The 11,789-nt window shown below is 67.0% G+C and carries 10 protein-coding genes and 1 tRNA gene; 1 reads left to right on the top strand and 10 read right to left on the bottom strand.

The features are described 5' to 3' along the window. Positions 1–40 precede the first annotated feature (40 nt). From MW290_RS12930 to MW290_RS12955, 6 genes are all read right to left on the bottom strand, one after another. On the bottom strand, positions 41–307 hold the full coding sequence (locus MW290_RS12930; protein WP_250195060.1) for a DUF6953 family protein: 267 nt from the start codon (positions 305–307) through the stop codon (positions 41–43). Next, positions 307–504, bottom strand: a complete 198-nt coding sequence (locus MW290_RS12935; RefSeq protein ID WP_250195061.1) for a YodC family protein — start codon at positions 502–504, stop codon at positions 307–309. Before MW290_RS12935 ends, MW290_RS12930 begins: the two co-directional genes overlap by 1 nt. Positions 505–716: 212 nt before the next feature. Beyond that, on the bottom strand, positions 717–1,196 hold the full coding sequence (locus MW290_RS12940; RefSeq protein ID WP_250195062.1) for a hypothetical protein: 480 nt from the start codon (positions 1,194–1,196) through the stop codon (positions 717–719). A gap of 517 nt (positions 1,197–1,713) precedes the next feature. Next, positions 1,714–1,804, bottom strand: a tRNA-Ser gene (locus tag MW290_RS12945). A 49-nt stretch (positions 1,805–1,853) separates the two neighbouring features. Next, a complete protein-coding gene (locus MW290_RS12950) occupies positions 1,854–2,804 on the bottom strand; it encodes an SPFH domain-containing protein (RefSeq protein ID WP_250195063.1) in 951 nt (316 codons plus the stop codon). Between the two features lie 23 nt (positions 2,805–2,827). Then, entirely contained in the window at positions 2,828–3,262 is a 435-nt protein-coding gene (locus tag MW290_RS12955; RefSeq protein ID WP_250195064.1) for an NfeD family protein, read from the bottom strand. A gap of 121 nt (positions 3,263–3,383) precedes the next feature. Between MW290_RS12955 and MW290_RS12960 the strand changes: the two genes are divergently transcribed. Further along, the gene (locus tag MW290_RS12960) at positions 3,384–5,630 is read left to right on the top strand and encodes an arginine/lysine/ornithine decarboxylase (protein ID WP_250195065.1); all 2,247 of its coding nucleotides are present in this window, start codon (positions 3,384–3,386) and stop codon (positions 5,628–5,630) included. A 1-nt stretch (position 5,631) separates the two neighbouring features. On the opposite strand, the gene glk is transcribed toward MW290_RS12960, so the two are convergent. The 4 genes from glk to malF are packed head-to-tail and all read right to left on the bottom strand — an operon-like array spanning position 5,632 to position 11,765. Then, the gene (gene glk / locus MW290_RS12965) at positions 5,632–7,491 is read right to left on the bottom strand and encodes a glucokinase (protein WP_250195066.1); all 1,860 of its coding nucleotides are present in this window, start codon (positions 7,489–7,491) and stop codon (positions 5,632–5,634) included. Between the two features lie 55 nt (positions 7,492–7,546). Further along, entirely contained in the window at positions 7,547–9,313 is a 1,767-nt protein-coding gene (locus MW290_RS12970; RefSeq protein WP_250195067.1) for an alpha-amylase family glycosyl hydrolase, read from the bottom strand. Beyond that, positions 9,310–10,200, bottom strand: a complete 891-nt coding sequence (gene malG / locus MW290_RS12975; RefSeq protein ID WP_250195068.1) for a maltose ABC transporter permease MalG — start codon at positions 10,198–10,200, stop codon at positions 9,310–9,312. Before malG ends, MW290_RS12970 begins: the two co-directional genes overlap by 4 nt. A 2-nt stretch (positions 10,201–10,202) precedes the next feature. Continuing rightward, entirely contained in the window at positions 10,203–11,765 is a 1,563-nt protein-coding gene (gene malF, locus MW290_RS12980; RefSeq protein WP_250195069.1) for a maltose ABC transporter permease MalF, read from the bottom strand. Between the last annotated feature and the right edge of the window lie 24 nt (positions 11,766–11,789).

The raw sequence follows: 11,789 nt of genomic DNA on the forward strand, positions 1-11,789 counted from the left end.
CCACGCCCACGCCCGCCCTGCAAAACGGTTTGCTAGCGAATCAGCCCCGAGCTTCCCGGCGCGGTTCGTCCTCAGCCACACGCCACCGCCAGTAGCGGTCAGGCTTCACCCAGACCACCGTGGTTGCAGTCAGCTTGAGGAATGCAGCAAGCACCGACTTGCCGATGGCCTGATTGCCGTCTGCATTCTCGACCAGCAAGTCTTCCCGCTTCGCCTTGACGAGGTAGTCCACCACGTCATCTTGGTAGATGCAGCCGTCACGCTCGACCCGGGCGAGCATCCAAGCCGCTACCGTGTCGGGAGTCATCACGGGGCCTTGGGTTGGGGCGGCACAAGTTCCAGCGATTCAATGGGAAAAATTCCATTTTCCAGCTTCTTGCCCGCGAACCATTGGCAGTCAACGACCGTTTCTGCGTCGTTGGTGAATCGCTTCACCGTCATGTCGGGGCCACCCGACTTCAGTTTGACGATAGTTCCCACTTTGTACGCCTTGCCCTGAGCCATGTTTGCCTTTCTTGGAGACGGGAGACCATCCCCCGACCCTTTGCGATGTGGGGGTTTACTGCGAAAGTTCAAGGGATCAAGGCCTGTTCCGGCAAGGCCCCAATGCACTTGATTGCAAAGTGCTCAAACCGCATGGCCTTGGTAAGCCACTGGCGGGAGGCCTGCGGGCGATAAAGTAAACCGGATGGGTCCGAAAGGGCCTACCCGAATTCTTAGCCACCTACGCGCGCGGCGTTCTTCCTCTCGATCAACCGCTTGACAGTGGCGTCCATCTCCTTGTCTTCAGCCAGCGCTGCGTCCACCCGCTCAACGAACTCCGTCAGGACCAATCGAATGTCGCCCGCGTCCTGTAGACACTCTTCGTCGGTCCGGTTGTGGAGCCCCTCGCTGAGGGCTGCATACAGCAAGGTGAGCGGGTCCTCCCCCTTGATGCGGAGTGCCTGGGGAAGCGCATGAGTGATTTTCTTGACTGCATCAGTGAACCTGGTTTCCCGCTTGGCGGCCTCCAGGTCCTTCACCAAATCCGCATCACCGCCCATCAGCTGGCAGACAGAGATGATCCGGTCAAAGATGGCCCCCCGCTTGCCGTCTACAACGCGCCGGTAGTAGGTGAATGCAGCGATGCCCATAGCCTGCCGCTCCGCACGAAGCCCCTTGAAGAAGTAGTCGCGCTCACGCCCAACGAGCTTCAAGAGTCGCTCAGGGGGAGGTGGCCCAAAGTGCGGCTCCTCCCCAAACTTCATCATCACTGCGGGGCCTAAGCTGCCCGCATCTTCGGGAAGGAAGAATCGCAGAGCGAAGGCTTTGTGCCCCGCCCGGCAGTTGTTGCACCAGTAGTCTAAGAAGTGGCGGGCACCTTTGCCCCTATTCAGTTCGATGTCATCTCGCGAAGAAAACAGTCTGGGTCCTCCACACTCGGAGCCCTCGCAAGTGAACGTCAACCTCGGTAGCACAACCTTGGAGTGGCCAGGATAGTTCGTGGGCTTCAGGATCAGGTTGACGGTTCTTTGGCTGCCAGGCGGAACCTCTTGCAAGAACTGTTGTAGTGACACCGCGACGGTAACTGGTGCCTTGGGTTCTGTGCCTTCGGATTGCGACATGGCAGGGCCGCCTCTCTGTAAGTGCGTGGGGGAAAAGCGTGGGGGAAAGCAAAAAGCCCCTGAACGCTAAGTCATTGATTTGACTCAGCTTTCAGGGGCTTCAAAACACTGGCGGAGAGAGCGGGATTCGAACCCGCGGTGGGCTGTTAACCCACACACGCTTTCCAGGCGTGCGACTTAAACCGCTCATCCATCTCTCCGGGAAGCCCAAGAGTGTAGCCCAGGTTTCGGGCGTTTTGGCAGCGGGCGTCAGCGCGTTGTGTTGGGCGGGCGCACGGGGGTGGTGGCGGGCACGTCGGCGCTCTTGAAGAGGGCCATCGCGGTGGCGATCAGGCCGCTCACCTCGCTCATGTTCCCGGGCACGATCATCGTGTTGTTGGTCTTGGCCAGCTGGCCGAAGGCGTCCACCGCCTTTTCGGCCACCTTCAGCTGCACGGCCTCGGGGCCGCCCGGCTGGCGCAGGGCTTCGGCGATCTTGGCGATGGCCTCGGCGGTGGCGTCGGCCACGGCCACGATGGCGGCGGCTTCGCCTTGGGCGCGGTTGATGTCGGCCTGCTTCTCGCCTTCCGATCGGGCGATGTTGGCCTCGCGTTCGCCGGTGGCGATGTTGATCTGCTCCTGGCGCCGGCCTTCGGACGCCGCGATCAGCGCGCGCTTCTCTCGCTCGGCGGTGATCTGCGCCTGCATCGAGCGCAGGATCTCGGCCGGCGGCGCCAGGTCCTTGATCTCGTAGCGCAGCACCTTCACGCCCCAGTTGGCGGCCGCCTCGTCCAGCGCGTTCACCACCGCGGCATTGATGGCGTCGCGCTCCTCGAAGGTCTTGTCCAGCTCCATCTTGCCGATCACGCTGCGCAGCGTGGTCTGCGCCAGCTGGGTGATGGCGACGATGTAGTTGCTGCTGCCGTAGCTGGCGCGCATGGGGTCGGTCACCTGGAAGTACAGGATGCCGTCCACCGTCAGCTGGGTGTTGTCCTTGGTGATGCAGACCTGGCTGGGCACGTCCAGCGGAATTTCCTTCAGCGAGTGCTTGTAGGCCACCCGGTCGACGAAGGGCACCAGGAAGTTCAGGCCCGGCGTCAGCGTGGCGTTGTACTTGCCCAGGCGTTCGACGACCCAGGCGTTCTGCTGCGGCACCACCTTGAGGGTGCGCACGACGAACACCACGGTCACGACGAGCAGGACGATCGCGATGATTTCCATGTGTTACCTGAGGGGGAAGAGCGTCAACCGGGGATGCGGTCGAGCAGCAGCACGCTGCCTTCGACCGCGCGTATCACGTGCGGGCCGGGCTGCGGCGTGCCGCTGCCCACGTAGCGGCCGCTCCACAGCGAGCCGCGGTAGGGCAGGCGGGCATGGCCGCCGGGTTGCCAGGCGGGCACCTCGACCTGGGCGCCCACGTCCAGGTTCATCGCCGTGTCAGCGGCCGGCGCGGTGACCTGGCGGCGGCGGCGTGCGGCATACAGGGCTGCCACCGCACCCCCGCCCACCAGCGCGGCCACGGCGATCTGCAGGCCCAGCGGCGCACCCGCGTGCGCGGCCAACGCACCGGCTGCGGCGCCCAGCGCCATCATCAGCAGATAGAAGGTGGTGGTGGCCAGTTCCACGGCCACCAGCAGGCCCGTGATGAGCCACCACCAGGTGGGTGCAGTCCAGTCCATGAGGCCTCCGGTCGTGGCCGGGCAGTGTAGCGACACGTGCACGCCCTACACTCCGCGCCTTTGCAGGGCTTGGACGCCCATTTCGCCACCGCCCGACCGGGGACCACCAGGAGTTCCACGCATGCTGCGTTTTCACTTTCCCATCGTCATCATCGACGAGGACTACCGGTCGGAGAACACGTCCGGCCTCGGCATCCGTGCGCTGGCGCAGGCCATCGAGCGCGAAGGCTTCGAAGTGCTGGGCGTCACCAGCTACGGCGACCTGTCTTCGTTCGCCCAGCAGCAAAGCCGCGCCTCGGCCTTCATCCTGTCGATCGACGACGAGGAGTTCCAGGACGGCCCCGACCTCGACCCGGCGGTGCTGAACCTGCGCAAGTTCATCGAGGAGATCCGTCGCAAGAACGCGGACATCCCGATCTACCTGTATGGCGAGACGCGCACCTCGCAGCACATCCCGAACGACATCCTGCGCGAGCTGCACGGCTTCATCCACATGTTCGAGGACACGCCGGAGTTCGTGGCCCGCCACATCATCCGCGAGGCGCGCAGCTACCTCGACGGCCTGGCGCCACCGTTCTTCAGCGCGCTGATGGACTATGCGCAGGACGGCTCGTACTCCTGGCACTGCCCCGGCCACTCGGGCGGCGTGGCCTTTCTCAAGAGCCCGGTGGGCCAGATGTTCCACCAGTTCTTCGGCGAGAACATGCTGCGCGCCGACGTGTGCAACGCGGTGGAAGAGCTGGGCCAGCTGCTGGACCACACCGGCCCGGTGGCGCAGAGCGAGCGCAATGCGGCGCGCATCTTCAATGCCGACCACTGCTTCTTCGTGACCAACGGCACCAGCACCAGCAACAAGATGGTGTGGCACCACACGGTGGCGCCGGGTGACGTGGTGGTGGTGGACCGTAACTGCCACAAGAGCATCCTGCACTCCATCATCATGACCGGTGCGGTGCCGGTGTTCCTGTCGCCCACGCGCAACCAGTACGGCATCATCGGCCCCATCCCCGAGAGCGAGTTCTCGCCCGAGGCCATTCGCGCCAAGATCGCCGCCAACCCGCTGCTCAAGGGCGTGGACCCGGCCACGGTGAAGCCGCGCATCCTGACGCTGACGCAGAGCACCTACGACGGCGTGCTCTACAACACCGAGACCATCAAGGCCAAGCTCGACGGCTGGATCGACACCATCCACTTCGACGAAGCCTGGCTGCCGCACGCCGCCTTCCACAAGTTCTACGGCGCCTATCACGCGATGGGCAAGAACCGCACGCGGCCGAAGGAAGCGATGGTGTACGCCACGCAAAGCACCCACAAGCTGCTGGCCGGCCTGAGCCAGGCTTCGCAGGTGCTGGTGCAGGACGCTCAGAACCAGAAGCTGGACCGCCACCTCTTCAACGAGGCGTACCTGATGCACACCAGCACCAGCCCGCAGTACGCCATCATCGCCAGCTGCGACGTGGCCGCCGCGATGATGGAGCCGCCCGGCGGCACCGCGCTGGTGGAAGAAAGCCTGTCGGAGGCGCTGGACTTCCGCCGCGCGATGCGCAAGGTGGAGAAGGACTACGGGCAGGACTGGTGGTTCACCGTCTGGGGCCCCGACCGGCTGACCGAAGACGGCATCGGCCGCCAGGACGACTGGGTGCTGCGTGCCAACGACAACTGGCACGGCTTCGGCAACCTGGCCACCAGCTTCAACATGCTCGACCCGATCAAGAGCACGCTGATCACCCCGGGCCTGGACATCTCCGGCAAGTTCGCGCCCACGGGCATCCCGGCCAGCATCGTCACCAAGTTCCTGGCCGAGCACGGCGTGGTGGTGGAAAAGACGGGCCTGTACTCGTTCTTCATCATGTTCACCATCGGCATCACCAAGGGCCGCTGGAACACGCTGCTGACCGCGCTGCAGCAGTTCAAGGACGACTACGACAAGAACGCGCCGCTGTGGCGGGTGCTGCCCGACTTCGTGGCCGCGCATCCCACCTACGAGCGCATGGGCCTGCGCGACCTCAGCCAGTCGGTGCACGAGGCGTATGCCAAGGGTGACATCGCGCGCCTGACGACGGAGATGTACCTGTCCAACCTCGACCCGGCGATGAAGCCGGCCGACGCCTATGCCCGCATCGCCCACCGCGACACCGAGCGGGTGTCGATCGACGAGCTGGAAGGCCGCATCACCACCTCGCTGCTGACGCCGTACCCGCCGGGCATTCCGCTGTTGATCCCGGGCGAGCGCTTCAACCGCAAGATCGTGGAGTACCTCAAGTTCGCCCGCGACTTCAACAAGCGCTTCCCGGGCTTCCACACCGACGTGCACGGCCTGGTGGAAGAGAACGGCGAGGCTTACGTCGACTGCGTGAAGGCTGAATAAGTCAGACCACGTGTGAGATGAGGACGCCGGCGGCGGCCTTGCCCGCCGGTGTGGTGCCGGTGGGCGGCAGGCCGCCGTCGGGCTCGCGGCGTACCGCGATGCCGACGGCCATCATGTCCACCACCAGCAGGTGCAGGATGCGCGAGATCATCGACATGAAGCTCGACGCGTCTTCGCCATGGTCCACCGGCACGCACACCGTGGCCCGGCGCGACAGCGGCGAATGGCTGGCGGTGATGGCGATGACCGCCGCCCCCCGCTCCAGCGCCACCGTGGCCGCGCGCACCAGCTCGGCCGGCTGGCCCGAGCTGCTGATGAACACCGTCACGTCCTGCGGGCCCAGCAGTTCGGCCGACAGCGCCTGCGTCGACAGGTCGGTGTGGGTGCTGGAAGGGATGCGGAAGCGGAACAGCTTGTGCTGCACGTCGGCCGCCACCGCGGTGGAATTGCCGATCGCGTAGATCTCGACCCGGCGCGCGCCACGCAGCAGGCCGATGGCCCGGTCCACCGCCTCCACGTTCAGCGATTCGCGGAACTGCATGATGGCCGAGATGGTGTTGTCCAGCACCTTGGCGCACAGGTCGGGCGTGGCGTCGTGGCGGCGCACCTGGGCACGCTGCACCGGGATGTTGCCGTTCAAACCTGAAGCGAGCTTGAGCTTGAAGTCGGCGAGCCCCTGCATGCCCAGCGTGCGGCAGAAGCGGATGACGGTGGGCTGGCTCACGTCGGCCATCTGCGCGATGGTGCCCACGGGGTCGTTCAGCATGGCCCGCGGATGGGCCAGCACGAAGTCGGCCACGCGTCCTTCGGCCGGCGACAGCGTGGGCCGGGCGGCCCGCACGCGATCGAGCAGGGGGTTGCCGGCATCGGCGCTGGGCAGGTGGTCGGACAGCAGCGACGACACGCCCAGGAAGGCCGGGTGCTCCGCCGTCACCAAGTAGGTGGGAATGCGGGCCACGTAGTTGGACAGCCGGCCCTTGTGCTCGAAGCGCTCACGGAAGCCCGAGCGCAGGAACAGCGGGCCCAGCCGCGGCACGATGCCGCCGCCGATGTAGATGCCGCCGGTGGCGCCCAGCATCAGCGCCACGTTGGCTGCCACCGTGCCCAGCATGCGGCAGAAGCACTCCACCGCCTCGCGGCACAGCGCGTCGCTCTCGTCCATCGCGCGGCGCACGATCTCGGCGGCTTCCAGCTCGGTGATGGGCGCGCCGGCGTCGGCAGCCAGGGCGCGGTAGGTCAGCTCCAGCCCGGGGCCCGACACCAGCCGCTCGGCCGAGACGTGCAGGTGCTGCTTCCAGGCGAAGGCGAGGATCTTCATCTCGCGCTCGTCGGCGGGCGAAAAGCCGGCATGGCCGCCTTCGCTGGCCAGCGTGGACCAGCGATCGGCGCCGCTGGGCACCAGGCCCGAGACGCCCAGGCCGGTGCCGGGGCCGATGAGGCCGATGACGCCGTGTTCCTGCGGCTCGCCGCCGCCCACCTGCATGCGGCCTGCGGGGCCGATGTGGGGCAGGGCCATGGCCAGCGCAGTGAAGTTGTTGACCAGCAGCAGCGTGGCCAGCCCCAGCCGGTGCTGCGCATCGCGGATCGAAAACGCCCAGTCGCGGTTGATCATGCGCACCCGGTCGCCTTCGATCGGGTTGGCGATGGCCACCGCCGCATGCCGTGGCCGCAGCGCGGCGGGCAGGGTGTTGATGTAGTCCTGCACCACCTCCACGAAGCCGCTGAAGCTGGCGCAGGGCAGCACGCTCACATGCTCGAAGCGGCCAGACACCTGTTCCACGCAGAAGCGCGCATAGGTGGCGCCGATGTCGGCCAGCAGGCGGGGTGCACTGCGTGGCACGGGTGGGGGCGGTGAGCTCATCGTCGGGGCGGGCGTGGAAAGCGGGTTATCACTTTTAGCAGATGTCGCGCCGTCGTCAACGGGCTGGCGCCCGTTCGAGCAGCACCAGGCGCTGCGGCTGCAGCTGTACCTGCCCACCTTGCACGACGTGGGCCTGCCCGCTGTAGGCATCCACCAGGCGTTCGCCTTCCGCGAACACGCCGGCCACGTTCACTGGGCCGGCTGCGCTCACGTCCATCGCCACCACCACTGCGTCGCCGCTGGCCGCGTCCACCCGGCTGAAGGCATAAGGCGCCGCCTGCAGCTGCGCATGCCGGCCGCGGGCCAGGGCCACGTGGCGCTGGCGGAAGCTGCCCAGCTTGCGCCAGTGCGCCAGCAGCGCGGCATCCACGCTGCCCCAGTTCATGTCCGAGCGGGTGGCCTGCTGCTCGTCACCACGCGGCGCTTCGCCCGGCGGGCGGGCGGTCTCGTCGCCGTAGAAGATCTGCACGCCGCCGGGCGCCAGCATCAGCGCGGTGGCCGCTTCGTGCAGGCGGGCGCGGTCGAACAGCGTGGTGTCGTGCGAAGAGAGGTAGGCCAGGTTGCTGAACCCGGGCCGGCCGGCATAGGTGGCGGCATAGCGGGCGAACAGCGCCTCGGGCCGGGTGTACTGCGCGGCCCGCTGCTGGAAGTCGAAGTCCAGCAGCGCATCGAAGCCGCTGTCGTGCAGCGGCGAGCGACTGGGCCCCTGGCCCCAGTATTCGCCCACCATCCAGAACGGCGCATCGTCGATCTTGCGCTGCGGATGGCGCGCCTTCCAGTCGGCCAGCGCCTTCGTGGCCTCACGCTTCAGCTCGGCCCAGGCTTCGGGCTCCACATGCTTGACGGTGTCGGCCCGGAAGCCGTCGATGCCGTACTCGCGCACCCAGTCGGTGAGCCAGCGCACCAGGTAGCCGCGCACCGAGGTGTTCGGCAGGTCGACGGCGCCGGTGTCGGCCTTGCGGCGCAGGAACTCCGGCAGCTTCACCGGCTGCGGGTTCTCGGTGCGGAAGTCGGGCAGGTGCGCCAGCTGCGAGGTGAGGTCGTCGCGGCCGGGGTCGGTGTAGCCCGGCAGGCCGGCACGCACCCAGTCGCGGCCCCACCACTTGCCGAACTCGAAGCTGTTGTAGTCGAAGAAGCTGTGATAGTTCTTCAGCGTGGCCTGCTCGCTACCGGGCCACAGCACCTCGGGCAGCAGCTCACGCGCGGTTTGCAGGTCCAGGTAGCCGGGGTGGTTCATCACCACGTCGAACAGGATGCGGATGCCTTGGGCATGGGCCGCGTCCACCAGCGCGCGCAGGTCATCGGGCGTGCCCATGGCCTGGTCGAGCCGGGTGTAGTCCAGCGCGTAGTAGCCGTGGTAGCCGTAGTGCTTGAACGAGGCTTGGCCGCCCTGGGTCCAGCCGTGGATCTGCTCGTAGGGCGCGGTGATCCAGATGGCGTTGACGCCCAGCTGCCGGAACCAGCCTTCGTCCAGCTTCTGCTTCAGGCCGCGCAGGTCGCCGCCATGGAAGGTGCCGGCATCGTTGCCCGGCTCGCGCTGGCGGCCGTAGGCGCCGTCGTTCGTCGGGTCGCCGTTGGCAAAGCGGTCGGTGATGACGAAGTAGACGATGGGGTTGTCGGCAAAACTGCCGGGCACCGCGACGGGCCGTGCGGTGGCCGCGGCGGCCGGCACGGTGGCAGTGCTGGTGACAGGCGGCGTTGCGGCCGGCCCGACCGCAGGCCCGGTGGCGGCGCAGGCGCACAGCCACAGGGCTGCAGCCAGTGGAGCCAGGCGCAGCGCTGCCGCGCGGCGTCGCGCCCGGGGTGCGTGCGCCGGCTTCATCCCTTCAGGCCGCCCGAGGTCAGGCCCGAAACCATCCACTTCTGCGCCAGCATGAACACCACCGTGATCGGCAGGCCCGACAGGATGGCCGCGGCGGCGAAGTCGCCCCACAGGTAGCGCTGCTCATACAGAAAGAGGCGCGAGCCGACGGCCAGCGTGAGCTTGCGCTCTTCGCTCAGCAGCACCGAGGCCACCGGGTACTCGATGATGGCGCCGATGAAGGCCAGCAGGAAGACCACCATCAGGATGGGCACCGCCATCGGCAGCAGCACCAGGCGGAAGGCCTGCCACGGCGTGGCCCCATCCACCTTGGCGGCTTCTTCGATCTCGGCCGGGATGGTGTCGAAGTAGCCCTTGATGGTCCACACGTGCAGGCCGATGCCGCCGGCGTAGGCCAGCAGCAGCGACCAGTGGCTGTCGATGCCGAAGGCCGGGAAGATGCCGCCCAGGCGGTCGAACACGGTGTACAGCGCCACCAGGGCCAGCACGGCCGGGAACATCTGGATCATCATCAGCGCCGACAGCGCCTGTGCCTTGCCCATGAAGCGCATGCGGGCGAAGGCATAGGCCGCGGTGGTGGACAGCAGCAGCACGATCAGCGCCGACAGCGTGGCCACCTTGATCGAATTCCACAGCCACAGCAGCACGGGGAAGGGCGGCTGCACCACGCGGCCGTCGGCTTCGGTGTACGGAATGCCCAGCGCCAGCTTCCAGTGCTCCAGGCTGATCTGGTCGGGGATCAGGCTGCCGCTGGCGAAGTTGCCCGGCCGCAGCGAGATCGACAGGATCATCAGGAACGGGAAGATCACCAGCGCGATGAGGCACACCATGAACACATGGGCGGCCACCACGCGCCAGCGGTGCGATTTGTCGAGCACCATGGCCATGGTCAGTTCACCTCTTTGGTCACGCGCGCGGCGCGCAGGTTGATCCACGACAGCAGCGCCACCATCGCGAAGATGACGGTGGACACCGCGGCCGCCAGCCCGAAGTTCTGGCCCGAGTCCTCGAACGCCATGCGGTAGGTGTACGAGACCAGGATGTCGGTGGTGCCCGCCGGGATCTTGGTGTCCAGGAAGTCGGGCCGGCCGTTGGTCAGCAGGCTGATCAGCACGAAGTTGTTGAAGTTGAACGCGAACGCGGCGATGAGCAGCGGCGTCAGCGGCTTGAGCACCAGCGGCAGCGTGATGCGGAAGAAGTTGGTCAGCGGCCCGGCGCCGGCCACGGCCGAGGCTTCGTAGAGGTCGGCCGGGATGGCCTTGATCAGCCCCATGCAGATGACCATCATGTACGGGTAGCCCAGCCAGGTGTTGACGATGAGCAGCATCGCCTTGGCCAGCAGCGGGTCGGAGAACCAGGCCGGCTTGATGCCGAACAGCCCGTCGAGGATCAGGTTGATCTCGCCGAAGTTGTTGTTGAACAGGCCCTTGAACACCAGGATGCTGATGAAGCCCGGCACCGCATAGGGCAGGAACAGCAGCGTCTGGTACACGCTGCGAAAGCGCAGCGCTTCCCAGGTCAGCAGCACGGCCAGCAGCATGCCCAGCGAGGCCGCGAACAGCACGGTGAGCGCGGCGAAGGCCACCGTCCAGCCGAAGATGCGCAGGAAGGGTTCGCGGAAGGCTTCGTCGGTGAAGATGCGGCGGTAGTGCTCCAGGCCGATGCCCACCTGGAAGCCCGGCTGCACCGCGGTGCCGTCGGCCCTCTCGTAGAAGCCGGTGCGCATGTTGGCGGTCAGCAGGCTGCCGTCCTGCTGGTTCTTCAGCTGGCCGGGGGCTTCCTGCTTGTACAGGTGGTTGACCGGGCCGAAGCTGCGCAGGCCGGTGCTGCGCAGCTCGGTGCCGTCGGGCATCTGCAGCGTCAGCGCCTTCAGGGCGGGCTGCAGGCGGATCACATCTTTCAGCGGCAGCGGCTCGGTGCCGGGCTCGCCGCTGGCGGGCACGGCCTTGACCTTGGCCGGATCGGGCTTGTCCAGCGGCAGCGGGCCGGCCTGGAAGGCGGTGCCGGCTTCTTCGTCCTGCAGACGCAGCTGGTAGCCGCCGCCCTGGGCATACAGGCTGAACTGCAGGCTGCGGCCTTCGCCGGCATAGGTTTCGTCGAGGAAGTACTGCGTGGCCCGCTGGAACGACAGCAGGTTGCGTGAGCTGGCATTGCTGAAGCTCATCGACACCGTGTACAGGATGGGGAACACGACGAAGATGAGCACCGCGGCAATGCCGGGGAAGAGGTAGCGGTAGGCGTACAGCCGCTGCGAGCTGTACACCCAGGCCGCGATGGCCAGCGTGGCCAGGATGGCGCCGGCCAGCAGGGTTTCGCCGGCCAGGTAGACGGCGGTGAGGATGTAGAGCGCACCCAGCGCCAGCAGCAGGCCCAGCGCGGGGCCCAGCCAGCGCAGCCGGGAAGCGGGCGGCGCCGCCAGGGCCGGCGCGCCGAGGGTCGAGGTCGTTTGCATGCTGCTGGCTGGCGCTCCGCTGCC

It is taken from the genome of Aquincola tertiaricarbonis (assembly GCF_023573145.1).
GTDB classification, from domain to species: Bacteria; Pseudomonadota; Gammaproteobacteria; order Burkholderiales; family Burkholderiaceae_C; genus Aquincola; species Aquincola tertiaricarbonis_B.

What these genes read in the sequence shown, in the direction of transcription:
- MW290_RS12930 (WP_250195060.1), bottom strand. Translation starts at nt 307, where the DNA reads ATGACTCCCGACACGGTAGCGGCTTGGATGCTCGCCCGGGTCGAGCGT.
- MW290_RS12935 (WP_250195061.1), bottom strand. Translation starts at nt 504, where the DNA reads ATGGCTCAGGGCAAGGCGTACAAAGTGGGAACTATCGTCAAACTGAAG.
- MW290_RS12950 (WP_250195063.1), bottom strand. Translation starts at nt 2,804, where the DNA reads ATGGAAATCATCGCGATCGTCCTGCTCGTCGTGACCGTGGTGTTCGTC.
- MW290_RS12955 (WP_250195064.1), bottom strand. Translation starts at nt 3,262, where the DNA reads ATGGACTGGACTGCACCCACCTGGTGGTGGCTCATCACGGGCCTGCTG.
- MW290_RS12960 (WP_250195065.1), top strand. Translation starts at nt 3,384, where the DNA reads ATGCTGCGTTTTCACTTTCCCATCGTCATCATCGACGAGGACTACCGG.
- glk (WP_250195066.1), bottom strand. Translation starts at nt 7,491, where the DNA reads ATGAGCTCACCGCCCCCACCCGTGCCACGCAGTGCACCCCGCCTGCTG.
- MW290_RS12970 (WP_250195067.1), bottom strand. Translation starts at nt 9,313, where the DNA reads ATGAAGCCGGCGCACGCACCCCGGGCGCGACGCCGCGCGGCAGCGCTG.
- malG (WP_250195068.1), bottom strand. Translation starts at nt 10,200, where the DNA reads ATGGCCATGGTGCTCGACAAATCGCACCGCTGGCGCGTGGTGGCCGCC.
- malF (WP_250195069.1), bottom strand. Translation starts at nt 11,765, where the DNA reads ATGCAAACGACCTCGACCCTCGGCGCGCCGGCCCTGGCGGCGCCGCCC.